Genomic DNA, 26489 nt, shown 5'->3' on the forward strand with positions numbered 1-26489 from the left:
AACCTAAATTACTTTCTTTTCTTGTAGCATCTCTTTTACAGTGTTAAATACATCGTCTACCGTAATTAAGCGCATACATTTAAAATGTCCTTTCGGGCATTTTTTACCGCCGTGCAAGGCACAGGGACGACATTCCAATCCTTTCACCTCAATAACGCGACTGTCAGATCCATACGGGAAGAAACCCAACTCGCGAGTGGTAGGACCGAAAATACCCAAAGTAGGTACCCCAAACGCAGTAGCGATGTGCATCGGGCCAGAGTCATTGGTAATAAACAATTTTAAATGACTCATCAAAGCCATCAAATCAGACAAGCTGGTTTTTCCGCACAAACTGGCAGCATGACCGTTGGAGAGCTGACAGATTTTTTCACCTAAATCAGCATCGCTTGCCCCACCGACAATAACTGCCTGCAGTTTCAACTCTGTCTGTATGCGACTAATCAACTCTACATAGTTTTCAGCCGGCCAACATTTGGTAGGCCACGCAGAACCCGGATGGATACCCACTAAGGTTTTTCCTTCCAAGTTAAAATCTTTCATCAAACGGGCCACATTTTCTTCAGCGCTGGGAGCATAGCGCATATTGAGTTTTTCCGCTTTGAAATTTTCTTTCACAATTCCATGCAACAAAGACAAGTTGCGCTCTACATCATGTACCATCCAGTTAAACGGTACCGTTTTGGTATAGAAGAACCACCCCTCGCTGGAGGTAAAACCAATACGTATAGGCACACCACTAAGCCACGCAATAAGCGCACTGCGGAAGCTGCGGTGCGGTACGAGTAAAATATCTACACCGGCTTTTTTGATGGCTTTGGCAGTTTTCCACACACCGGCAATTTTATTCCACCCTTTTTTATCGTTTAAGATAATTTCATCCACTTCTTTCATCGGACGGAAAATATCGTCAGTTTGCGGGCGGGTGATTACTAAAATTTTAGCATCGGGAAACAATTTTGCCGTTTTCTGCACAAGCGGAGTAGTCAATACACTGTCTCCGATAAAAGAAGTTTGAAAGATAGCGATTTTATTAATTTTTTTGCCCTCTAAATTGGCATTTTTATAAGCCCAATCGCTCAGTTCGGGTTTTTTATGTACCACAGGCACGTCCCATTGTTTCAATACTTCCAAATAACGTTCCAAAGTATGTTTTTCCAATACCGGAGAATTCTTTTTAAAGCGCACGTACATACGGCGTGCGACCGGATTTTTGCTATAGCGCAATTTGTTAGGAATGCGGCTAAAAAACCCTATCAAAATGCTTTTTAAATTGGCATGCAAATCTAAGAAGTGGGTAAAATGGCCCGCACGTACTTGGCGGACATTGCCCCAAAGATTTTTCTTAGCCACCATAATTTCATCAATATCGGGGTGACCTGCTAATACTTGCGCAAACTGCGGTTTGACAAGCAATGTAATATGGCTGTTAGGCCATTTGGCTTTTAGGTTCTTGTACACCGGAGAAGACAACACAATATCTCCTAAGGAGGACAAACGAACCACTAATATTTTAGGTTGTTTTTCGTTCATAATCTTTTACAGCTCCCATGATATTTTGGGTGGCTCCTTTAAAACTAAGAGCCGTTTGGCGCGCCTTAGCGGCCATATTTTCCAGCCCGGCACTATCCTTACACAAACGAAGTACCGTTGCTTTGAAATTGTTTGCATTTACTAACACAGCACCGCCGCAAGAAAGCAAGGCGTGGGCTGTATCGGGCGTGTTATAAAAACTCTTTCCGAATAGAACTGTTTTTTGCAAAATGGCAGGCTCCAATAAATTATGCGCACCTCGAGGAGCAATACTCCCCCCCACAAAAGCCAAAGACGCGCAAGCATATAAAGATTGCAAAAAGCCCATCGTATCGGCACACAAAATAACCGTATTTTTGGGAAACTTCTTCTCACTGAGCAAGGCAAAGGGAAGATTTTGATGTTGCAAATTGGCTTTAATTTCTTCTTTTCTTTCTAAATGGCGCGGAGCAAAAATAATTTTAATTCCGGCTTCTGCCCAAGCCGCAGCGGCCTTTATAATCAATTCTTCTTCTAACGGGTGTGTGCTGCCGCAAACTAAAATTTGGCTCTTACTCCAGCCTAACTTTTTGATTAAACTGTTTACTTCTTTTAGTTTGGCGGGTTTATCGTTGAGCGTGTCATATTTCACGTTTCCACAAACAAAAATTTTTTCTTCCGGCAATCCCAACGTGGCATATCGTTTGGCGGCGTCTTCATCTTGCATGGCACCCAACGCAATTTGGCCAAACAACATCTTAAACAAGGGCTTAACAAGGCTATAGGCACGTGTGCTTTTTTGAGAAATGCGAGCATTAACAAGCATCACAGGCACACCGGCTTTTTCAGCCGCATAAATCATATTGGGCCATATTTCCCGTTCCACCACAAACAAACGATGCGGTTTTGCCAAACGAACAAAACGAGTGCTGAAAAGATAAAAATCAAGTGGAACCAAAAAGGCTTTTTGAATATCGGGATTTTTGGCTGCTTCGGCGCGACCGGCCACCGTACTAGTGGTGACGATGACTTCTTTTTTATAAAGAGATTTTAACTGTTTGATAAGTGTTTGGACAGATTTCACTTCCCCCACGCTGGCACAGTGTATCCACAAGGCCCCTTGAGGGATATCCTTTTCCTGCTCAAGAGCAAAACGCTCTTTGAGTTCTTGCCACAAAGTTTTAAGCACGCGGCGGCGAGCCGAAAACACAAACCCCAACAACACACCCAGTGCGGCAAACGGAAAAGCCAAATTAGTTAAAAGCAATAGAAATTTGCCCATATATCTTATTATATTATTTTTGTATCTTCGTGCGGTGCTTTTCCGTTAGTTTTCGCGAGCAAAAGTATAGGCCATCACTTTTTTAGCACCGGCTTTTTTTAAGGCTTCCGCGCACCCTTCCAACGTAGCACCCGTAGTAGCCACATCATCTATCAACAAAATCACTTTGCCTTTTACCTGCTCCGGCCTGACACATGCAAAAGCACCACACATATTTTTTAAGCGGTCTTCTCTGCCCAATTTTGTTTGACTAGGGGTATTTCTCACCCGTTTTAAAATTTGGCATCCAACAGATACCTTTAATTTTTTACCTAAAGCCGAAGCCAACAACTCCGCCTGATTATAACCGCGCGATTGGGCCTTTTTATGATATAAAGGAACCGGTACCAGCAGTTGCGCTGTTGATAATTCTGAATATTTTGAATAATGTGCCAGCATTATATCCGCCAAAAAATCTGACAGATAGGCTTGATCTGCATACTTAAAAGCATGCACCAATTCTCGTACTTCAGGCCCGAACAACACCGCAGAACGAATAAGACTACATTTAAACCGATGTGTTTTAGACCCGCGACATTGATAACAATGCGCTCCACCGTCCGGCAAAGGTTTACCGCAACGAAGACAATACAAATTGCCTACCGTTTTGATATTTGCCAAACAAGACGGACACAAAGCAGATGTGTCTCTATACGCCAAGTCCCGACAACATGCATAACATGTATTTGGCAACAACACATGCAGCAATATTTCTTTTAAGTTCGTCAAAAAATTAAAATTGAATTGTGACATTCGCCGCCAAGTTATACGCCATATAATCTTCCGTTGCCACGTAGGCATGGTTGAGCCACGTGACTCCTGCCGCCACGTTCAGGCGCAAATTTTGAGAAAGTTCATAATCTAAGGAAGAAAGAATATCCAATTTGTCATAGTTATCATTTACTTCCACAGGGGACTCTTTTTGTGTATAAGACAAAGTGGTGTTCCAAATCACGCGGTTGGTGGCATTATACATACGGTTTACAAAAGGCAGTTTAATACCGCGCGGCAAATTAAAGTCCAAACGAACATTTAAACTAGGGGTAAATTCACTACTGCTTTGACCGATTTGTCCGCGCACTAATTGCCTTTCATATTCCGAGTAAAGAATTTTAGGTGTAAAACGCCAATTGCCTACATAAAAAGAAGTCTGCGCAGAAAAATTCTCCCCATGTATTTGTTCCAAACTTTCCCCCGCCTTCAAATCATCCTTCCAGCTGTCCTGTTTATCATACATCAGCACCGTATCAAAAAAGTTAAAAAGCAGAAAACGGAAATCGGCTCCGTATTTTCGCTCCGTTTTCTCATCACTGCCGACAGTGCGGCTTTCCACCTCGCTAAAGCGAAGTTTTAAATTAGTAGAATTGACCCAACGTCCTGCGTAGAAGAATTTTTCCAAATCGGAAATGGAAAAAACAGCATCGGGCAATGTCATGCTTTTGCTTTCATAGACCGTACCCGTTTGGTTATTTTCTTGGGTACTATGCGTAAAGTTGTTTAAAAAAGAAATTGTTTTTAAGGGGGCCATTTGTCCGCCCAAATCATACGCAGCCAAAGGCATCCAACGCTGAGAAGAAGTGATGGTATCGCGCAAAATTAAACTTTGGCGATTGGCATATTTACCGGTACCGGAGAGAGAAGAACGAATCCACAACTCTTTTTTCCCGTCAAAATCTTCATCTATATAATCCCAAGAGTCAGCATCTTGCATGCGATAACTGGACGAAATGACAAAATTCTTAAACAGTTTACTCTTGGGCATAATTTCATTGCCGTTTAACGTGAGAGAAATACCGCCGTCTGCATTACGGTTTAAACTTTTTAATTCTCCCGGTTCAAAGGTTTTCTCATTGGCACCGGTACCAAATTTTTTTGCCACCAAATTATTGGTTTCCGTAGTGGCAATGCTATAACTAAGGGAAGGGGCTAACCACTTATTAATGCGCCATGTACTGTTAAAACCAACATTTTGATTCATTCCTTTAGGATAACGGCGCTGGTATGTAGGCGCAGAAGGGTTATGTTGGGTTCGCTCCTCTTTGCTTTGCATCAAACTATAAGACGGTGTAAAATTGAAATTTTTATTCGGCTCATATTTTAACTTCATATTCAAACGTTGAGTTTGCTCTTGCGTATTGTAATTAGAGTCGGAATGATTTTCCTGCGCATAATGAATCTTGGTATCGGTAAAAGAATAACCGGCACTAATATTTTTAAATGCACCCTTTGTTTCATGGCTCACATTTAGCGCATATGTTTGCTCTTTATCTTTGCGTTTCATTAAGTCATAATCCACTTGGTCCATCGTATATTGCAGGCCTATTTTGGGCAAATTGTCTTTCACAAAATCCCCACGCACCACCGCTTGTTGACGCTCTACCGAACCTTTATCTAAGGTGCTGATGGTGTTGTAGTCGGTCGTATCGGCAATATTAGGTGTGACGATTGTGCTGCGGTTAAACGTAGCCTCCATCGGGAAATGTTTCACGCGGTCCACCTTTAAGAAATATTCTTCTTCCGTAATTTCTTGGTCTTTAGAAACCGTCAGCGGTGTTTCAAAATCTCCATCCATATATTTATATTTGGCTCCGGCACTACCCCACCCGTCCATGCGTACCACGCCGTCTACTTTATAAGCCGTACCTTTGGTGGTAATAGCATCTGCCAAGTGAATGACGTTGAGCCACACAGAACCGCTACCGCCGCCGCTGTACGTTTCATTTCCGTTTTCATCCACTACCTCCGATTTAGCGGAAATACCGGCCATAATCATACTGACTTTTTTGAAATTCAAGATACCGCCATTTTGGCGCACATTGCGCACTTCTACGCCGTAGTCGGCCGGAGAAATATTTTCAAAAGTATCGGTAATGCCGTCTCCGTTTGTATCCAGCATTTTTAATGTAATTAAACGCCACTCGTTTTTGCCTTCGCCTAAAGGGACAATAATTTTGTCATAGTTTTCATCAGTACCCACTTTCAAGAAAAATTCCGCACCAGCATTTTCCTCATTATTGTGAAGCAAAAAGCGAAACTCTTTATGTTGGGTAAAGTCCATCGTTTTGAAGTTGCGATTGGCAAACAAAGCATCCCTATCTCCGACGGTAATATCCTTGTAAGTCAGGTTCAAGGCTTGGTCCATGATATTGGCACTATCACTTTGAGCTTTGTAGTTGGCCACCGAGCCGTACAACTCATTAAATACTTGCAAACCATCTCCGGTATTGGGGCTAAAAATGGGCACATAGTTGGTGTTATCTACGTTATTAATACCGGAAACCGCAAATTTATTGGGGTTTGTATCTTCCTGCGGATTCCAAGCCGTACCGGCTAAGGCCACATTGGCAATTTTCACCGTACCTTTCAGTTTTCCGCCTGCTTTCATTTCATCGGTTAATTTTAACGTAATACGTAAATGGCGTACTGCGTTCCAATAATCTTTCTTATCTATATCTATAGTTAAAGGAGTAGTAAAAGTTTTCCAACCGTCGTAAGAGAGGCTATTGTTCGTCATGCCGTTAATCATTACTCCGCCATAACCGAAACTTCCGCCGACATTGACATCTTCGGGGTCATACTTTCCGTTATGGTTTAAATCTTGGCTGTCGATACGGCCGTTGGGCTGGCGTTCAGGGTTGTAAATATTTTTGGTAAAAGGGTCAAAACGTTGCACTGTGCCGTCCGGGTTAGCAAACCACCAACCTCTGTCCTCATTGGGAGCCAATGTTTTCAAACAGTTTACGTCTTCGGTCTTGGGGGCTGCCTCTCCGCCACTGCAGGTAGTGTACATACCATAGCCACCCTCTACCAATCCGGCAGGTACCGTTAAAGGATTAATCGAGTCTGAATATTCGCTAATATTACCGAATGTGACATTCAACTCCGGAGCAGGCACCGCGCTTCCTTCACCGAGCATCGTCAGTTCAAATGAAGTTTTGTCAGACAAATCTACCCCGCTGTCACTTAACGGGTATACAATAGATACCTCATCGTGGGAAGCATAACTCCCTAAGCCAACCGTTTGAGGCTTTGTAAAATCGTAATTAATCACCAAGACCTGCTGTTTTTCATTATAAGTGCCGATAGCATTGGGGTTAATTTCCAGCATGGGTAGTTCTTGGGTATCCCAAGAAATAGAGTCCAAGAAAGCGGGTTTGCCGTTGGGGTTGGCGGCAATGGTCCAATCATAAAAAACTCTACTGCCGCCTATCTGGATATTAGCATCGTTCATACTATCGATCATCGCATAGCCGTACACGTTTTCATTCTTTTCACTTTTGGCGACTTCTGCTCCAAAATCAGCCGCTATCTTGTTTGTCAGTTGTAAATCTTTGGCATTGATATCGGCTCCGTAGACGAGCAAATCTTTGGCATAGTTTCCGATTTGGGGTACTGTTTGCGGTTTGTCCCAGCCTTCCTTAAGCACCGTACTGCCCAACTTGATTTTGTCAAAAACTTTGTAGTCCAAACGTCCCCCAATTAAAGAGTTATTGGAGTTGGAACCGTTGGTAGTGTCATAGGTAATATCGATGACGGAATCTTCGGTAATCATATCTCCTTTGTAGAAGGTAATAAAGCCGGAGGTATAGTCTATATAATAGTCATTGTTGCGCTGGAGTTGGCGGCCGTTAAGTTTGACAGATTCTGATTCTATCACGATATCCGATTCCACAAAATACGTTTTTACGGTGGAGGTATATTCTACTTTAAAGGTACGGTTTTTAGAAGAAACAGGGGTGGCATTGTATAACCCTAAATCATCATTCATACGATCTTGAAGTTCAAAAATACCTCGGTCAAAATCCATATCTATTGTGGCTGGATAAACTTGACCAATTTTTGACCCTACCTCTTGTCCGTTGGCATCTAACAAAGTCAGAATAAAGTTGCCTTTTCCGTTATCGCGCGTAATCTGTTGCGCCCCCACGGAGTAAAAGGTTTTCATTTCCAAACGGCATCCCACTTCTCCCCCCGGCGTCGCATACGTAGGACAAGCACCGCCATTGGCTCCTTTCTCGTTTTCGGTTTTAATCAAATACGGCTCATTTTGATTGGTGTTGAGCCACTGCCCGGAAGCCTTTTGGTAGTTCACCGCAATCACGCTGGCCGCAGATTGGGCCGAAGCAAAACGGATAATCCCGCGGTTATAGTCTACGGTATAATCCACACCGCGCTGCAAAAGTTTAAACTTAGCCGAAAAAGAGATCGCAGGATCGGCATAGTCTCGCGCTGTCAAAGAGATGGGCACATAATCGCCGTCTGTGGTATTGGTATAGAGATACACTTCTTCAGTACCAGGTAGGATATTTCCCGCACCCAACCCATTGAGTCCCACATTACTGCCGAAGGTCAAGTCATAATAAGTACGGCGAATATAATCCACATCAGCTATAGACACGATTTCAAATACACTGCTGCCGATAAATTGCTTTTGCTTACTCGAGCCTTTGGTTTGGCTGCCAATGATGCGCAAATCTAAATCTTTGTGCTGCAGATGTACTTTGGCACCGAAAAGTTGTTTTTGATAGGCAATAAATTCCGTTTGCGGTAAAGATAAATTAATATCACCAAATTCAGCAGACTGGACAAATTCCCCCGTTTTACCGCGATAGGCTACGGACAAGGTTTTTTCATCTTCGCGTTTATCGTCATAATCAATATCTACAAAAATACGGTCCAAAATTTTACCCTGCATTTTGATTTGCATTTCCTGTTGCATTTCAAAATTACGGATATTTCTTTCTTCAATGTCATTGTTGGCATCTTCGATGTAGCGTTTGGCGTCCATTTTAAATCCCACCACATAACGCCCCGTCAAAGCGATATTGGTGCCGTAAATAGGCAAGGAAAGCGTGGGGTTTAATAAAGTCAGGTCCGGAATCGGTTCCGGCTCCTTATCCAAACTATAGTCCCCTTCTACTGCGGTGACGGCTTGGCGCCAAAATTCATTGGTATATTTTAAAAGTTGAGCATCATCGGGGGTATCTTTGATAATGAGTTCTTCTTCGGCTTTGGCTTTGCGTTCGTCTTCAAAAATGTCATAACGGTCCCGATCCACCAAACTATACGGTAGCGTTTCGGCCTGCAAGTACGGGCCGAAAATCAGCTGGGGGATTAAAAACAGAGACAAAAACCACCGTGCGGTTTTCATAAGACGATAAAAAACCTCATTCTTTCATTGTATAATATTTGTCTGCTTATTCACGGTAATATGGGGTTATTTTTTGACTGATTAAAAAAGAATAGATTTTTGCTGATATTTTTGCCCGTCTTTAGTCTGATATTTGTTAGAATAAGATTATCTATGAAACTTGCACGTCCCGGTATTTTTACGCGCTATATCGCCAAAACTCTACTAACCTTCTTTATAGGAGTGGTGGGGATTTTGATGTTTGTCATCTTTATGAACCATTTTATCCGCATTATGGAAATGGCGATGAATTACGGCACCAGCTGGTGGTGGATAGCATCTTCTTTGTTAAGCGTGCTTCCTAATGTTTTCACGATGGCCGCACCGATGGCCTTTCAAATTGCAGTACTTTTAACCCTGACCAGCATGAGCGAACAAGGGGAACTGATTGCTTTGCGGGCGGCCGGTTTTTCTTTTAAAGAAATTGTAAAGCCGATGCTTTTTTGCGCCATCGGGCTTGTGATTGTTTTATTTTTCTCCGCTAATTGGTTGACCCCGCGCAGTTATCAACGCATGCTCAATTTGCGCGAAGAAGCCAAACAAAAAATCACCAAAGTGACCTTAGAGCCTAAAACCTTTTTAAATTTGGGAGAATGGGATTTGTATTTAGAAGATTTAGACGAAGTTTCAGACTTGGCAAAACAAATACATTTAATCCGCAAAAATGACAAAGATGCTTTAAGCACCAAAGTCAATGCCAGCTCCGGCAAGGTAATTTTGACCGATAAAGCCATCGGTCTGCAATTGCAAAACGGACAAATGCAACGCATTGATTCTAAGGATCCGACGGCCATTATCGCTGCTAATTTTGATCAATATACAATGAACATTTCCCTTACGCGAGATCACAAGCGCAGCCGTCGCGTGGCCGAAAGAACCACCACCAAAATTTTCCGCATGATTAAACAAGGTCGCATGACGCCGGAAGAAAAAGCCGAATATCGCACCGAAGTCAGCACACGCAATGTGATGGCTTTTGCCCCTATTATTTTGCTTTTCATCAGTTGTCCTTTAGGCTTTTCTTTGGGCAAACGTACCAACAAGGGCTGGGGGATGCTCTTTAGCGTGATTATCATTTTTGTATTTTATTTACTGATGACGCTGGGCCTCAGTTTGGGTGAAAAATATGCCTTATTGTCGTATCCGGGTCCGTGGTTGCCAATGGTCGTAGGAGCAGTGGTGGCGTGCTATCTCTGGAAAAAGAGGTTAAATATTTAATGAGCAGATTATCTTTATATATTTCCAAAAAGTTTTGGGGGCCTTTCTTTTTTGCCTTAGGTGTATTTGCTGCTTTAGTGGTCTTGGGGGACACCTTTGAAAAACTCAAAACACTAAGCAATGGTCATTCCACGTTAGGGGCTATTTTGACCTATTCTCTGCTTACCTTTCCAAGTTGGCTTACTACCGTTATGCCGGTGGCTTGTTTGCTGGGGGCTATTTCCGTCATTTCAGAAATGGTAGCCAACGGAGAATGGACCGCTTGTGTTGCCAGCGGTTTTGCCCCGCGCCAACTTTTCAAACCGGTACTGCTTTGTATTGTAGTTGTATCTGCTTTTACCATGGCCATACAGGAATTTATTGTTCCGCCATTTAATATTAAAGCCGAAACGGTATACTACACCAAAATCAAATATCGCGAAAATTTCAATTTAAATGCAGAATCGGACGTCGCCATGAAAATCGGCCCCAATCAAATGCTCTACGCCAAACAAGTGGATTTGGGGTTAGGAGAAATGCAAGATGTATCCGTAGACTCTTATGACAAAAATTGGAATATATCTTCTCAAGTAGTAGCCAAACGTATGGTATGGGACAAAGAGAAAAACGCTTGGGTTTTGCAAGACGGCACCAAACGCATCTTTGTAGATTCCTTAGAAACAAAAGATGAATCTTTTGCACAAGAAACTTCTTCTTTCCAAATTTCACCGCAAGATATGTCCGTAAGCAAAACAGAAAACAAACTTTTAAGTATCCGTGACTTAAGCAAACGTATTAATTTTTTCAGAAAAATGGGTTTGGCACATTATTCGGCAGAAACCGAACGTCAAGCCAAATGGGCTGCCCCGTTTGTCACCTTAATCATGTGTCTTTTGGGAATGCCGTTTGCCATCAGCATGCGCAGAAAAAGTAAAATCTTAAATATCATTGCTTCTATGGTTATTGCTTTTACTTTTTGGTGGTTGATCAGCATGATTACTTCCGTTGGGGAAAATGGCTATATCAACCCTTTTCTGGCAGGGTGGGGCCCGGTACTTATTTTTAGCATAGTCGTTTTCTTTGAATTTAAGTGGCTGAAATTATAAACTCATTTAAAGCAATAAAAAAAGGAGCAAACCAAAAGGCTTGCTCCTTTTTTATTTAGTAAATGCTATACGCCAAAATACTTTCTGCCTTCTTCAATAATTTTGAGCAAATGATCTTCACCCACAAAAGTTTCGGCATAAAACTTCAAAATATTTTCCGTACCGCTGGGACGAACCAAGAACCAAGAGTTCTCTAAATATACTTTTATACCATCGCTATCACGCACGCCCGTCACTTTTTCTCCCGCCACAGCAGTCAAATCTTTTAAATCCTCCTTCTTAAAAGATTGCACACGTTTTTTGGCTTCTTCTTCAGTGGGCACATCTACGCGTGTATAATATGGCAAGCCATATTTCTCAGTCAGTCCTTTGTATAAAGCGGCGATATCTCCTTTAGTAGATGCGATTTCCAGCAACAAACAAACCGCCAAAATGCCGTCTTTTTCCGGGGTCCAACCGCTCATACTCATACCGGCACTTTCTTCGCCTGCTACAATGTAGCGACCGCCGACAATGCCATCTACAAAATGTTTAAAACCTACATTTTGTTCATCAAGACCGTATCCTTTGGCAGCGGCAATGCGGTCTAATAAAGAAGTGGTACCCAATGTGCGACCAATTTGCATTTCTTTTTTCGGGTTTTTCTTTTCAATTAAATAATCCGCCACCACACACAAAGCATGATTAGGAGGAACAAGCCCCCCCTCTTTTGTGGCACAGCCAAAACGGTCTGCATCCGGATCGCTAGCTCCGGCCACATCATATTCACCGGAGGAAACAATGTCAATTAAAGGCTTCATCGGATATACAGAGGAGGGATCCATGCGGATTTTGCCGTCATGGTCAATGGGAATAAAGTAAAAAGACGGATCTTGAAGTTCACTCACAATGTGCAAATTATCCAAGCCATACATTTCTTTTATTGCGCGATAGTAGGCCAAACTGCTGCCGCCTAATGGATGAATGGCAATTTTCAAACCAGCCTTTTTAATAGCCTCAAAATCTACCATTTTACCTAATGCTTTTACATAGGGAGTCAGTAAATCCGCTTCCAACAATAAGCCTTTTTCTTTCGCTTCTTCCAGAGAAATACGCTTAATCAACGAGGGATTTTTTAAATATTCATTAGCATATTTGGCTATACGTCCCGTCAATTCCGCACCAGCCGGACCACCGTTGGAGGGATTGTATTTCAGTCCCATATCTTGCGGAGGATTGTGGCTGGCAGTACCATTTAAACAGGCACTGGCTCTGCCTTGAATAATTTCAAAAGAAAAGACCGGCGTGGGCAAAGCACCGTCGGGCAAAATCACTTTTAGTCCGTTTGCGGTCAACACTTCGGCGCAAAGTTTGGCCGTATCGTAAGACATTAAACGAGTATCTCCTCCGCACAAAATCGGGCCTTCGATTTTATCTTCCAAATGAATTTGAGCCACCGCTTGCGCAATTGCCAAAGCATGGCGAGCGCAAAAACCGTTTCCCAACTGACCGCGATGACCGGAAGTGCCAAATTTTACAGGAGCGATTTCTCCTTCCGGTTCCCAAAACAATTGACGCAATTTTTCTACATCAATGCGTTCTTTAGTTAAAGTACCTGCTAACGGACTAACCATAAATTTTCCTCCAATAAATAAAATTTTTTATTTTCGCCTTGCGAAAAATGCTCTCTTTTTCTATGATATGATATGTAGGAAAATTTATCAACAAGGATATAACCCATGAAAAAAATTATATTAGCCGTATTTTTAGCCTTTGCTTTTTCCGTACCTGCTTTTGCCGGTATGAACAGTGATTTTAAAGATCATTTCAATGTGGCTGGATTTTCTCAATACAACCACGATATTTCTACCATGATTGGTATGGCTGATTTCCACACCGGCAAAGGCACCTCTTTTCCCGGTTTTGACGTAGGCGCCACCCTTTCTGCCGTCAAAACAGCCAATGACAACTTCACCGGTGAAGATTATTTTTATGCTCCTTTTATTACTGCTGAAACGCAAATCCCCATTATCGGCATGGGTGTAGCCGCACGCGGTACCAGTTATAATGATTTCCAATCCATCGGCGGTGGTTTAAAATGGCATGGCTCTTTGGCTACGGTACATTTTTCTGCCGGTCTTTTCTATGATCGCTACCAAACCGATTATTACGAGGGGGACCATGTGTCTGCCTCTGCTTCCGCCTCTGTTAATTTATTATTCTTAACGCCCTACGTTGGTGTGGGTTATGATTACAGCGAAATGCAAACCAAAAATTGGCCGACCCATCACAAAACCAATGATGATGCCGTACGCTACACATTGGGTGCCAATTTCCATCCGTTCCCGCTTGTGTATCTGTATGGAGCCTATACCTACACCAAAAACAGTCAAGGTTTTCAAGGCGGCGTAGGCGTACACTTTTAAGGTAAAACATGGATTTTAAACAAGAACTTTCCGCCTATTTTAAGGAAAACTGCTTACTCAACGAGCCGATGAGCCGCCACACCACCTATTTAACAGGCGGTGCGGCGGAGGCTTATGTCTATCCGACCACCAGCGAAGAGTGGAGTTTCGTGCTTAAGTTGGCCAGCACAGAGAATGTGCCCTTGCGCATCATTGGGTTTGGCTCCAATATTTTAGTAGGCGGAAAAGGAGTAGGCGGAATTGTCTGCTCCACCAAACACATGAATCATGTAGCCGTCACCGGAAACAGAGTGGCTGCTCAGGCAGGGGTTGCTTTAGATAAAGTATGCGAGCTCGCCTCCCGGGCAGGTTTAGCCGGCATGGAAAAACTTTCCGGCATTCCGGGCAGCGTAGGCGGAGCGGTATATATGAATGCAGGGGCTTTCGGACAGGAGACTTTTGACTGTTTGGAATATGTAGAAGTGATTGATTATGATGGACGTCCTGCTACACTGCTTAAAGAAAATCTTCCACATGCCTATCGCCACGTGGAAGGCATAGAAAATTATATCGTGTTAGGGGCGGGATTTTCTTTGGAAAAAAAGGATTTTGCTTCTTTGGTAGAAGCCAGAAATGCCGTTTTGCATAAGCGTATAGAAAAGCAACCGTTGGATTTTCCGTCAGCAGGGAGTGTTTTTAAAAGGCCGGTGGGAGATTATGCCTCACGCTTGATTGACGAGGCCGGACTGCGCGGTCTAAGCATTGGTGGAGCCAAAGTATCTGAAAAACATGCCGGTTTCATCATCAATTTCAACCATGCCACTCCGGAAGATATCAGAAATCTAATGGACGAAGTAAAACGCCAAGTAAAAGAAAAAAGTGGCATTGAATTGGAACTTGAACAAATTTTATGGGGCGAGTTTGGCAAATAATCTCTCTCGTAAAATAAAAATAATTGACGAACTTTTTATAAGTTGCTATAATATATGTACGAAATAATTTAAGTCGTTGGAGTCGTGGTGTAGCCTGGCCTAACACGCTGCCCTGTCAAGGCAGAGACCGCGGGTTCGAATCCCGTCGACTCCGTATTTTAGTTTTTGATTTTAAGCATAAATCCCCGTTAGAGTTTAACTCCGACGGGGATTTTTTTATACACCACTTTAAGCATGTGGTTTTAGGCGGATTTTTGAGAATTTCGGAAAGAATTTTATTTTTATGCCGATCGAACTGGATAGAAAGGGGAGTATCGGCAATTATCAAAAAAATCTATAATAAAAAAAGCATGACTTTTAACGGGAGACAAACCGAATATGATTCCACAAAGCGAACAATTCTTACAAGCAGCTCAAACGGATAATCTAGCATACATAAAAGAATACGCAGATAAAGCTAGCCGCGAGGCACTTCAACTCGCTTTTGTTTATACCCCTTCCGTGGAGATAAGTACATATTTATTACAATACAAAGTTGAAATAAATGGCTATGCATATGATGTTGATAAGCAAGTTAAATTAACGGCACTTTACAGAGCTTGTGAAGAAAATTATATAGAAAAAGTGAAGTGGTTAATAAAAAATGACGCGGACGTTAATTCGCCTGTTCTGATAATTAAAGAAGAAACAGAACAAAAAGGCGAGTCCGCTTTTATGTGTGTAGCAAAACAACAGAATTTTACGTTAATGGATGTTTTACTAAAAGCCGGGGCAAATACAGATTATAAAGATACCCAAGGTAAAACCGTCCAAGATATTGCCCCCTATACAAAAAAATGGTTGCAAAACTATAAACAACGCCACACCAATGAGATTTTTTTACACGCGGCACAACAGGGGGATGAATCTTTTGTACGAAACTATATGGAAGATGCCGATGAAAACACCCGAATTAAAGCATTTGTACAAACCCCTTTTCTAACAATTGCTCAACTGCTAAAAGACCACGGAGTAGATGTAAATGGAATAGATAAAGAACAGACATCATATGGTAGAGGATATTATGAAGGAAAATATTCCGCCCTGTCAGTAGCATGTAAAAATAATGATACACAGAAAGCCTTATGGCTCATTGAACAAGGTGCGGATGTAAATATAGTATATTATGAGCGCCAATTCGTTGCCGGCATGGATGGGATTGACGAAGAAAACAAATTGTCTCCTTTAATGTGGGCCGTGGAAAATAAAAATCTAGAATTAGTAGAAGTACTCATAAAAAAAGGAAGTCAAATAAACCTTATAGGACACTTGGGAGACAAACATTATGAACCCCAAAAAACCGCTTTAGATTTGGCTCAAGATAAAGGTAATACAGAAATTATTTCTATTTTAAAATCTGCCGGAGCAAAAACAGCTGCGGAATTAACAGACAATATCTTTACATATTAGGTGACAGAAAAATAGAAACAAGTTATACCACAGCCCGAATTACTGACAGCAAACCTACAGACAATAACCCGTGTTTATACCAAGAAACCCATAGATACACTGGACCGACTTGGATACACCCTTTACTCAACACAGTTAAAAACGGCCAAATAGACGAAGTCAAAAATCTGATTACACAAGGTACTGATGTAAACTTCGTAGACAGATTTGCTGAATCCGCCTTAATGGTTGCTATTATTAAAAAGAATGTAGAAATTATTAAACGTTCAATAAAGACCGGAGCAGATGGAAATTACAAAAACAATTTCAATGAAATCATCTTACAGATAGCCGAACAAAAAGGATTTACTGAAATTGCTGATATCTTAAAATCTGTCGGAGCGAAAGAAGAAGCTCTTTGCTACCCAAACTAAAAGCACCGTATTTTAGTTTTGAGTTTATAGCATAAATCCCCGTTAGGCAATTTGCCCGACGGGGATTTTTTTATAAACGACTGATAGCATGGGAATTTTGGCAGGTTTTCTGGCTTTTCTGTGAATATTCTCTTTTTATGCTGACGGAACTGGGTAGGAAGTCGCGCACTTGCAATTATTTGTAGAAGATTTGCTCTTGTTCGTACCAGTTTGAGGATTTTATTGAGAGCAATTTTTTAAGGGCCAATCTGCCGGTTGGGTACCGTTTAAGATACTACGGACAATTTTAGGGGATAAAAAACTTAAATTGAGGATCCTGCGGACATATTGCACACATCCTTTATCTCTATTTGCTATTTCTTGCGTAGTCTTGCCGTCCAGTATATCTTGGTCCAAGTATAGGCCTGATTTAATATTTTGATAAGTTCAGTATTAGGACGTTTCTTCGGCTCTACAAACTGCCCCACAAAAGGCTCTTTTTAGGGTCATAATGCTGACGATTAATACGATTATCCGCCATTACGGCTTGGACTTATTCAATTGGGCAAATGAGAGTAGCATATTTAATGTGAGCCGCCCCATACTTGTAGTTGTATTAAAATGTTGTGTTTAGGCTCTTGTAGAGATTATTTTCATATAGATATCCATTAGCAACAATTTCTACTTCGTATTTGATACCTTGATAGGACCGGACCATTTTAGAGCCAACTTCCAATGTAGCTTTGGGACTTTTATCAATACTTTTATAGGTCGGCCTATGATTTCAATCCATTTTAAACGTAATTCCCGTTCGGTTAAATGTGTATAGTTTTGCATGTTTCCTCCTATACATATTACCGTTTCTTCTGGGCCTAGAAGTCAAGGTATATTTTAAATAAATGTTCAATATAATAATTTAAGATAATGTAGCGATTTTTTCCATTACCTGATTTAATAAATTTTCGGGGAAGACCTTTAAATCCGTACAAAGCAAAATTTCACAATTTTTACCTTGTTCTGTTAGACACATAGACAGAGGGAACAATGGCTGATAGAGAGGAATAATAAATGCAGAAACAGGAATACAATCTTCTAGGACATAATCCATTAAATTGACTTTTCCCACACTCGTTATCATCCCCGCCGTCAAAAAACGGCCACTTTTTCGTTGAAAATTCTGCAACAATATTAACATTCCTATAACTAACCAAACAGGCAAATGTAAAAACGGATATCGGATATTCTGCTTTGAACACATCTGCAGTTGGGTATGGTATTGAAACATTTTTTTATATACATCGCTCCATATTTCTTGTTCCGTTACGTCAATATATAACGGCAAAGTTAAATTTCCCCAGCTGCTCAAATTCGGTTGCAAAAAACGCACAGAAGAAGGTATGCAAAAACGCACGGGGGAATTGCTATAACATTCTTTTAACACACAACAAATCTTATACAACAAGCCATGAGAAATATTTTGCAAATACAGTCGTCGGCATATAAAATCTGCCCCCTCTTTTCTATTTTGTCGTAACTTTTGATTAAACCAAAATGAAGATTCTCTCTTTCGCCGGATGAATTTTTTTATAAAATTCTGGTCACTTATAAAACAATTTGGCAATGCGACCGACTTCCCATTTATATGATTAAATACTGCCTTTACAAACTGCAGTATCCCCATCCCATCCATTAAACTATGATGTACTCGAAAAAATAAAAAATCATCTGTTTTCCCATGGATTAAGAAAACTTCAATTGGTTTTGTAGATAAAATACTCCGTTTCCAACAAGCAAGCTCATCCCAATTATATCCTGTAAATGTCGGGGAATTTATCGTTTCGATCGTTAAAGGATAATCTTTCTCGTAAAAATAATTTTTGCTAATTTGAAGGCGCAGTTCTTTTACTTGTTTGCGCAACACCCCGATAGAACTCGACAACTTATCCTCTTTAATCCGTGTTGGATATTGCAAGACAAATTGTATTACTGGAGGATAGAACTTTTCAAATAACCTGTAAGCACGTTCATTATCACTTAGAGGTCGTATTTTTTTCATATTTTTTTTCAACTACGCTGACTAACATTTCAAATGAATCAACTCGGCCTATTTCTTCTGGCGTAAAAGAGATATCAAATTCTTTTTCTAAAGTTACTAGTATAGCCAAGTGATGAATCGAATCCCAATTTTCTGACATTGATTGCGAAAAACCATCAGGGATCTCACTTTCTAACACCTGTTTCAGAATAGCTCTCACCCTTTCTTTTACCATCTCATAGCTCCTTAATGTAAATTTTACACCCACTATTGACACTATCTAACGTAAAACCACATTTCTCATAAAAAAATTCAACCTTCATATTCTTGGAAGTAGGAACATAACACGATTTTATACGTTTAATATTTTTCTTCTTTAAAGTGTCTTCTATATATTTCATATATGAGAATTCAATATCCCTTCCTAAAACTCGACAACTTAATAAAAAAGTATCAATTTCGGCTGTATTTGCTTGATATTTTACTATACAAACCCCACAAATACCCAGGTCTCCAAATTTATCTGCTACATCAACACAACTAATCCAATGGGTCTTCGCCATTTCTCCCAACTTTTCTTTTGTATATCGATGGGTGGTCAAATTAAACTGATTACTTTTGTTAATTAATTCGCTGATACGTTCCATATTGTTTTCGGCCAATTCTTCGTAATGCAATTTTATATTAAGATTTTTTAAATAGTCTGCTAATGAAGAAAACTTATCTCGTTCTTGATCTGCCAGTATTTTTTTCATATACAGATCTGTTTTGTTCACATCAGAAAATTGCGTATTTTGAGAAAAATACTGTTCAAATAACTTAGCAAAGTAAGTAGGCCTGCTATAAATTTCTTTGGGGAAGTCTGGAATAATTACTTCCGGACAATAATATTTCATTTCTTCACGCTCAAGCGAGCTATCATCAACAAACACTACACTATCAAGCCCAATATTTAGTTCGGAAGCAATCTCTTGCACGGATATATATTTTGACTGCCAACTTATCTTATGAAGAATAAAATCATCCCATCTGACCAACAAATCGCTTCGCTGTTCAAAGCATTTTTTTACTGTTTCCGGATCATTTTTGCTAGCTATACAAAGCACAATTCCCGCTTGTTTTACTGCCAATACAAGGCGCTGAAAATCTTGGTAGACATTCCCGGGATAGCTTCCGCTAATCTGCAAATTGGCGGATCCATCTTCGCTTAAAACTCCTCCCCAAAGGGTATTATCCAAATCAAGGACTAAGCATTTTTTGGCAGGCATAATTTCGCGAGTACATATTTGCTCAAACCAACATTGGAATTCTGCTCCATAATGAGGAGGTATCAAAGCCTGGTACATATAATAATAGCGCAGATCTGGCACCCAGTCTTGCTTAAATTTTTTAAGATCTAATATGTTCACATTAGGACTTAAATTAAATAAATCTGTATTAAATTTATTCAAGGCTTTATCTAGTATATGGCCTCTGTTCCAAACAGGACATTGATAATTCTCCAACTTGCATACATAAATCGGTTTACCAGAAACCATATTACAAAAGTTTATTAATATATTTTTATAGTCCTCAATCCATGAAACTAATTTTGCTTCTTCATACCAATTGGGTAATGTTAATAAGAAAATAAACCGTTCATACTTTTCCCAATCAGTTGGTAAAGTATAATCATTATATCCGCTAAACGAACAAGTATTCTCTTTGAATAAATACTCAACGGTCGTATTTCGATACACATAATTCATATAGCTCTATTAATCCCTCTTCGCGATTATACATAAAACAAATATATCCCATTAGTAATGGTGCATATACAACCTCAGAAACTTGTAACCACTTTTCCCTTTTCTTCTGCTCAATAGCTGTTTGCAAATTCTTTACTTGGTAACAAACGTGATATTCTTTATTTTCATAAGTCTGACAAGTTTTCCACACCGGAGAATGTTCATTTATAGCGCATACCAATTCTATATAAGGTTTCCCTTCTTTGGTTAGTAATACTAAATCAGCTTGCTGATGGGAATCAAAAACTTGGTTACAACATTGGTATCCCCAATTAATATATTTCTGTATGGATTTGTTTAAATCTTTTGTTGCAATGCCAATATGATGTTTTTTTAATTTGCTTTCCATGCGTAATCACTCAATATTTTTTCAAGTTCACTTACCGACATCCCTTGGATTTTTGGCATAAGATTATGTATAAAATCATCTCGTTTTGCAGGCGTAACACCACGAGAAAGATTCATCAATATTTTAATACAATCGACAGAATCTACTCCCATATCGTATAAACAATTTGCCCCCATTTTCAAAGATTTATCTTTAAGAATTGACTGAATAAGGCGTTCAATAGGGCTTTGAGGTTCTTTCGAAACAGAAAGATACGAATCAACGATTGATTCCATATAATTCATATCCGCTTTTCCATTGGCCCCAATGGGCACGTTTTCTACAAATATAAAATGTTGTGGTATTGCATAGTCAGGCAAAGTTGAGCGTAAAAAACTCTTTAAATCTTTCATGTCTATTTTTACATTTGTGCAGATGACGGCGCTTAAATGCTTCCTCGTATAAAATACATAAGCATCCTTCACATCAGAGAATTTTTTCAACACTGCACTGATATGTTCTCGTTCAATACGATGTCCGTGTATTTTAATTTGTCCATCGGACCTACCACTAAAAAACAATTGATTTTGCAATATATATCCTTGATCTCCGGTATGATATTCGATCACTTTTCCCTTTTGTTGCAAGAATCCATCTTCTAAACCATTTGCATAACCGGAGGTCACCCCCTTACCTTGGATAATAATTTCTCCCACGCCAGGATTTCCTAAAGTTGCCGTTTGTATTTTTATGGCCGTATTACAAATAGGCTGTCCGATGGGAATCTTCTCCCTTTTCAAATCCTCCTCCCGTAGAAAATGATAAGAAGAACCGACTGTAGTCTCAGCAGGGCCATATTCATTTACAATAAATGCATGCCGGTTCCACAGACGTTTCGCTAACGATACTGAAAAATCCTCTCCACCTACAATCAGACCCTTTAATTTTGTACAAGTAAGCATTTCTTTATCCCAGAAAGTTAAGTGAGAAGGCGTGCACTTAACCAAATTGATATCTGGATCCGAATAAATTCGTTTCAATATCATAGGAGTAAAACTTTCTGAAAATATTTTTAATGTGCCTGCCGTAATAAAAGGCAAAAATAAAGAAGTATAGGTTAAATCGACTCTCAAATCTGTAAATAAAGGCATTACGGCGTTTTTTTGAGCGGAATAGGTTTGAGCTGCCCAAAAAATATAGTTCGAAAAATTTTCTACCGTAACCCTTATGAGCTTGGGACAACCTGTCGAACCAGAGGTAGAAACCTCATACAGGATATCTTTTCCACTATACTTATAAAATATATCTTCTTTTGCCGGAAAAGCTAATAATCGACTGATGTTTTCTGAATTGATAGTAAATTTTGTATTTGATGTTCCCTCCGCTTCAGCTACTAAATGCCAAAAACCCCCTATGCGCATCACAGCCCACATACTAGCTACCATCTCAAAACTTCTACCCAAGCAAATATTTACTTTATCTTGCGCTTTAACTCCCGCTTGTTTCAAACCCGTAGCAATATGAGAACTGGCCTCCAACAAATCTGCATAAGTATACTTTTTCGTTTCCGTAACAATAGCTATTTTTTGAGCAGATTCACGTGCTATTGTTTCTAAACTTTGAACACACGTAACGGACCATTCTTGCTCAGGCCCTTGTAACATAGAACTATACCCTTCGAATTCTTGCCTAATACCTAATAAAAATAATCTTTCTTCTTGGAAATTGAACAGATTTTTAGGATAAGAAATACAAATATGAGTACGTCTGTTATATTCCGTAATCACTACGGAAAATATGCCCAATGGTTGAGCTACCGGCAAAGATACAAATTGCATAGGCACTTGCTGCTCTATTAAATACTTATCAAGAGATATCCGGCCCAAATGGGAAATAATGCCCCCTATCAAAAATCGATTTCTTTCTTGTGATCTCTTGATTAGTTTTTCCCAACCCCAAACTCGCATTTTATGCGGAATAATCCCGTAGTGATAATGTCGCACATTGGCCGCACATAATTCCTGTTTTTCCTTCAATGCATATAATAATTTCCCATTTATATTCTGCCAATCCTCTTTCGGAGAAGCATTTAAAAAAATGGGCAATGTTAAATTAGCAAAATATAAGTCACTCGAAGGCTTATGTCTACGGATATCAGTGGGAATCAAAAATTTTATAGAATCTTGTCGAAAGTATTGGGCCAAAATGCGAGCTAAACGTGCGATAACCCCAACATGATATCCATTTAGCACTATATCACGCCATACAAAATTCTTATCTAACGCAATCGGATTCCTCGGATTATATTTTCCAAACTCTAATTTTCCTGACTGCAGGGGCAAGTCTCGTACAAAGGATTCATCATTACAAGTATTATCCGGAATTTGCCTCGTTGACATAATGCGGAAAAAGTGATTTAAAAACAAAAGAGCCCCTTGTCCATCGACCAAACTATGTGAAAAACGTATTAGTAAATAATCTTGATTCTGCGCATGCAAGACAGTACAAGTAATGCTCTGTTTACATACATCCAATTTGGATTTTAGAATAGGTTCGTCCAACACATTTGTTTCTTTTATCCATAATTCTTCAACCTTTGGCCGAACGGTATTACACACCCAGTTATTTCCCTTTTTATATACCCAAATTGATGGTATTTCCCTAACTGTGCGTTCAAAAGACTCTTGGACCCATGTCATATTTACTTTTTTATAAGCAAGCAAATATTGAATTGTAAATGTATTAGATAATTCTTGCAAATCTAAATACATCAATTCATTTTGCGAAAGGGACCGCACTTTGGTTTTCATTTAGATATGCTCCGTATTACTCGTTTGTTTTTCATTGTTAAAGGAATCTTTTGAGAAAAAGGCATAAAGACACATTTCACGGTTAATCTATTTTCTGAAAAGAAGGATTGCAAATGCGCTTCTAATTCCTGCCTTTTTACATCTGATATTGAAGCAAAAATATGTAAAAAGGATCCCTCTTGTACTACTTTAAACTCTCCAATCATTGGGCAAACCCGTAGTATTAATCTGATTATAAAATCTGGGAAAATCAGTTTTTCTTTTCCGTTATCATCTTTAAAGCACAAAATATCATCTGCCCGCCCTTCAATCTGTTTTAAACGAATCATAGGACTACCACATGGACAAGGTGTCGGATCCTCGGTCAAAATATCATTTAATTCATAAGCAATAATAGGTTGTGTTGTACGATTAAAATCAGTAATAATGGGAATGAATTTATGATTTTTTTCATCCAAAACTTTTTTTTCTATGTGTATTAAATCTTCATTTAAGTGCAAATTTCCTTCTTTGCAACTGCACCCCAATAGGCCTTCCGTAGCTTGATAAATTTGATGAACAGGTAAATGAAAAGAATTCTGCACTCTTTGCTTTATATCGTCATATAAGACATCTGCAACCGAAATAATCTTTTCAAGAGTTAAAGAAATTTCACCTTGCTGTTGTTTTTTGCTCAATAAATCTAAAACTGTCGGAGGAGCTACCAGTACGTTCGGTTGAAAACTCTGCAAGCTACCAACATGTAGGGAGAAATCCTCTTTTAAATCAAAAAATTTAAATTTTAAAAAAGAGCTATGAATTGTTTCATATAAGTTACTATCAGCACGTAGGAAAAAAGCAATTTTGGTAACTGAAAAAAGTCCTCTTGGTAGCATTTTAGCCAGAATTGTTCCACACCATTTTGCCCGTTCCAATCGGCTAACAAGAAATACGCCTCTAATACCAGATGTTCCCGATGACAAACCAACCGTATATCCTTTACACGTCGGTGAAAAATTGCGCGAATCTTCTGCCAGTTGTGCCACTTCAAGAGCCTCTTTCAAAGATATTCCCACAGTATTTAAATTATCAAAATTTTCCATAAAAATCGCTTTATTAATGGGGGTTAATTTGTTCCTAGAATCCGTTTTTCTATATAACGAATGATAAAAAGGACTTCTAGGAATAATATAGTCTAAAAATTTCCGCAAACGCTTTTGTTGCCAACGATCTAATTGTTCTCTAGAAGAGAAATGCATAAAATACTTTGTTTTTAGATAGTAAAAAAGAATCAAAAGTTTTTCAAACATAAATTAATTTCCATGCGTCAAATAAATAGTAATTCCTTGTTCCCACATCTCTTTTAATACTCCCACCGTAGCGAGATAATCCTTTTGATTTTCTTGTACCAAAAGTCCTATCTTTGATGGCAAAATTCCCTGCTCATACAGCAGAGGACTCCAAGCCGCATCAGCGGCAAACAATACTTTTTCCTGCTCTAAAAATAGGCCATATTGATTCAAAGTGTGTCCTGGTAAAAAAACTGCAAAAATTCCCCTTTTCTCATCTAAACAATAGGATGGAAGTCCAAAAATATCCTTCCCTCTTGGGAAATCTTCTATCCACAAACTTCTCTTTTCAAAATCAGCGGGAAGCAACTCTGGAAAAAAACCATGTAAAAGTTTTGAGCATACACTCATTTTCATTAATCGTTTATATTCATATGCCGAACAGATATATTTCGATTTGATAAATTGAGAAAGCCCCCCAATATGATCTGCATGAAAATGGGAAATAAAGATATTAGAAATTTCTTGTGGACGTATGCTTTCTCGTTTTAATTGAAAAGATATATTTTCCTCATCCGTCTGACGATTTGGTACCAATATGTTATATATCTTACGTTGCCAAGAAATATTATGTGATTGCGAATTTCCCGCATAACCACTATCTATCAGCCACTTCTCTTTTCCAAAAATCACACAAGTTACTCGGGCAGGAAAACGTTGCCAACGAAAAGGCTTATTTCTGACTGCAAAATGAGCAAACTGGCTACATGTACCACAAATAAAATGTTTAAGTTGTATGTTCATTTTTATAAGCCTGCAAAGTATATGTTAAGGCATCAGACATGTTAACCTGGGCCACGTATCCCAATTCTTTTTTTGCCTTCTGTATATCCAACGTCATATCTTTGGCTAACAAAGAAATGGTATATGTTGTGAAAGGAGGTTCTTTCCCTCGCAAAAAACAACTATATATCTTTTCCAATAAATAAGCATAACCTACCGCTAATTTGTAAGGAATTTTTCGGGTTCTCCAAGGAATATTTAAAGATTCAAATACTTTTTTCAATACATCCAATAAATAAACTGGCTCATCATTTGTAATATTATATACACTTCCACTCGGTACAGAAGAATGAAGTGCCTGTCGAATTGCAAACACCACATTATCTACGTAAGTTAAGTCACACAAGGGACCTCTATCAACGCGCATTTGAGGAATAAAACGTTTCTGTCCAACACTCAATAAACGAGGCAGTAATGCTCTATCGCCCTGTCCAAAAATAGCACGTGGCCTTAAAATAATTGCATGCAATCCCAATTTAACATACTCCTGTACAATTTCTTCAGCCTGATATTTTGTTTGAATGTAGAAATTAGTTTTATTATTTGCGATAATATCTTCTTCTTTCAAATGATGTTTGTCTTGAAAATTAAAATACAATCCTGGAGTGGAAATATGAACAAAACATTTTACTTTATGCGCCAAGGCTGCTTGACACAACCTACGAGTTGCCTCTACATTGCTAGCATAAAAAGATTCATAACTTCCCCATGGACTAGACTTTGCAGCACAATGCACTACAGCATCTATATTTTCTAACAAACCGCTCAAATTTTCTTTATCTAAAGCAACCTTATGGAACTCGATATTTCTTTGTTTCAAACTTTTGGCAACTTCCGAACGTCCCGTAGCACGCACACTATGGCCATCTTGACATAATCGCAAAGCCGTTTGTCCACCCAAAAAACCTGTTGCTCCGGTAACCAATATCCGCATA

General features: G+C 39.5%; 20 protein-coding genes and 1 tRNA gene. 7 read left to right on the plus strand and 14 right to left on the minus strand.

Translation table 11 applies throughout. The features are described 5' to 3' along the window. Positions 1–3: 3 nt before the first annotated feature. From waaF to IKL48_02910, 4 genes are read right to left on the minus strand one after another with little or no spacing between them, the layout of a single operon-like run. Entirely contained in the window at positions 4–1533 is a 1530-nt protein-coding gene (gene waaF, locus IKL48_02895) for a lipopolysaccharide heptosyltransferase II (GenBank protein ID MBR3603621.1), read from the minus strand. Next, the gene (locus IKL48_02900; protein MBR3603622.1) at positions 1514–2794 is read right to left on the minus strand and encodes a hypothetical protein; all 1281 of its coding nucleotides are present in this window, start codon (positions 2792–2794) and stop codon (positions 1514–1516) included. The genes waaF and IKL48_02900 overlap by 20 nt, the downstream gene beginning before the upstream one ends. A 45-nt stretch (positions 2795–2839) precedes the next feature. Beyond that, positions 2840–3586: a ComF family protein gene (locus IKL48_02905; protein ID MBR3603623.1), complete on the minus strand. Its 747-nt coding sequence runs from the start codon at positions 3584–3586 to the stop codon at positions 2840–2842. Then, positions 3567–8984: a hypothetical protein gene (locus tag IKL48_02910; GenBank protein MBR3603624.1), complete on the minus strand. Its 5418-nt coding sequence runs from the start codon at positions 8982–8984 to the stop codon at positions 3567–3569. The genes IKL48_02905 and IKL48_02910 overlap by 20 nt, the downstream gene beginning before the upstream one ends. 153 nt (positions 8985–9137) lie before the next feature. Here IKL48_02910 and IKL48_02915 point away from each other — a divergent pair, with 153 nt between their 5' ends. Together IKL48_02915 and IKL48_02920 are read left to right on the plus strand one after the other, a co-directional pair. Then, positions 9138–10241: an LptF/LptG family permease gene (locus tag IKL48_02915; protein ID MBR3603625.1), complete on the plus strand. Its 1104-nt coding sequence runs from the start codon at positions 9138–9140 to the stop codon at positions 10239–10241. Beyond that, on the plus strand, positions 10241–11326 hold the full coding sequence (locus tag IKL48_02920; protein MBR3603626.1) for an LptF/LptG family permease: 1086 nt from the start codon (positions 10241–10243) through the stop codon (positions 11324–11326). Before IKL48_02915 ends, IKL48_02920 begins: the two co-directional genes overlap by 1 nt. A 65-nt stretch (positions 11327–11391) precedes the next feature. Here IKL48_02920 and IKL48_02925 read toward each other — a convergent pair whose 3' ends face one another. Further along, positions 11392–12939, minus strand: a complete 1548-nt coding sequence (locus IKL48_02925; protein ID MBR3603627.1) for a hypothetical protein — start codon at positions 12937–12939, stop codon at positions 11392–11394. A gap of 105 nt (positions 12940–13044) precedes the next feature. Here IKL48_02925 and IKL48_02930 point away from each other — a divergent pair, with 105 nt between their 5' ends. The 5 genes from IKL48_02930 (at position 13045) to IKL48_02950 (ending at position 16504) form a co-directional block, all read left to right on the plus strand. Continuing rightward, positions 13045–13731, plus strand: a complete 687-nt coding sequence (locus IKL48_02930; protein MBR3603628.1) for a hypothetical protein — start codon at positions 13045–13047, stop codon at positions 13729–13731. Between the two features lie 8 nt (positions 13732–13739). Next, positions 13740–14642: a UDP-N-acetylmuramate dehydrogenase gene (gene murB / locus IKL48_02935; GenBank protein MBR3603629.1), complete on the plus strand. Its 903-nt coding sequence runs from the start codon at positions 13740–13742 to the stop codon at positions 14640–14642. Positions 14643–14720: 78 nt separating this feature from the next. Further along, positions 14721–14796 (plus strand) — tRNA-Asp (locus tag IKL48_02940). Positions 14797–15020: 224 nt separating this feature from the next. Continuing rightward, the gene (locus tag IKL48_02945) at positions 15021–16091 is read left to right on the plus strand and encodes a hypothetical protein (protein MBR3603630.1); all 1071 of its coding nucleotides are present in this window, start codon (positions 15021–15023) and stop codon (positions 16089–16091) included. After that, a complete protein-coding gene (locus tag IKL48_02950) occupies positions 16037–16504 on the plus strand; it encodes an ankyrin repeat domain-containing protein (protein MBR3603631.1) in 468 nt (155 codons plus the stop codon). Before IKL48_02945 ends, IKL48_02950 begins: the two co-directional genes overlap by 55 nt. Before the next feature lie 595 nt (positions 16505–17099). Here the strand turns inward: IKL48_02950 and IKL48_02955 are convergent. The 9 genes from IKL48_02955 to IKL48_02995 all read right to left on the minus strand — a co-directional run bounded on the left by IKL48_02955 (position 17100) and on the right by IKL48_02995 (position 26488). Continuing rightward, positions 17100–17219 carry a DUF2924 domain-containing protein gene (locus IKL48_02955; protein MBR3603632.1) on the minus strand — a complete coding sequence of 40 codons (120 nt, stop codon included), beginning with the start codon at positions 17217–17219 and terminating at the stop codon, positions 17100–17102. A gap of 180 nt (positions 17220–17399) precedes the next feature. Continuing rightward, positions 17400–18539, minus strand: a complete 1140-nt coding sequence (locus IKL48_02960) for a hypothetical protein (protein ID MBR3603633.1) — start codon at positions 18537–18539, stop codon at positions 17400–17402. Beyond that, a complete protein-coding gene (locus tag IKL48_02965) occupies positions 18514–18753 on the minus strand; it encodes an acyl carrier protein (GenBank protein ID MBR3603634.1) in 240 nt (79 codons plus the stop codon). The genes IKL48_02960 and IKL48_02965 overlap by 26 nt, the downstream gene beginning before the upstream one ends. 1 nt (position 18754) lies before the next feature. After that, positions 18755–20266 carry an HAD-IIIC family phosphatase gene (locus IKL48_02970; protein ID MBR3603635.1) on the minus strand — a complete coding sequence of 504 codons (1512 nt, stop codon included), beginning with the start codon at positions 20264–20266 and terminating at the stop codon, positions 18755–18757. Continuing rightward, a complete protein-coding gene (locus IKL48_02975; GenBank protein MBR3603636.1) occupies positions 20235–20654 on the minus strand; it encodes a VOC family protein in 420 nt (139 codons plus the stop codon). Before IKL48_02975 ends, IKL48_02970 begins: the two co-directional genes overlap by 32 nt. Next, the gene (locus IKL48_02980; GenBank protein MBR3603637.1) at positions 20639–23443 is read right to left on the minus strand and encodes an AMP-binding protein; all 2805 of its coding nucleotides are present in this window, start codon (positions 23441–23443) and stop codon (positions 20639–20641) included. Before IKL48_02980 ends, IKL48_02975 begins: the two co-directional genes overlap by 16 nt. Further along, the gene (locus tag IKL48_02985; GenBank protein ID MBR3603638.1) at positions 23440–24732 is read right to left on the minus strand and encodes a hypothetical protein; all 1293 of its coding nucleotides are present in this window, start codon (positions 24730–24732) and stop codon (positions 23440–23442) included. The genes IKL48_02980 and IKL48_02985 overlap by 4 nt, the downstream gene beginning before the upstream one ends. A gap of 3 nt (positions 24733–24735) precedes the next feature. Further along, entirely contained in the window at positions 24736–25515 is a 780-nt protein-coding gene (locus IKL48_02990) for an MBL fold metallo-hydrolase (GenBank protein MBR3603639.1), read from the minus strand. After that, positions 25499–26488 carry an NAD(P)-dependent oxidoreductase gene (locus IKL48_02995; protein MBR3603640.1) on the minus strand — a complete coding sequence of 330 codons (990 nt, stop codon included), beginning with the start codon at positions 26486–26488 and terminating at the stop codon, positions 25499–25501. The genes IKL48_02990 and IKL48_02995 overlap by 17 nt, the downstream gene beginning before the upstream one ends. Position 26489: the final 1 nt, after the last annotated feature.

The organism is Elusimicrobiaceae bacterium (assembly GCA_017520185.1).
Taxonomy (GTDB): domain Bacteria; phylum Elusimicrobiota; class Elusimicrobia; order Elusimicrobiales; family Elusimicrobiaceae; genus Avelusimicrobium.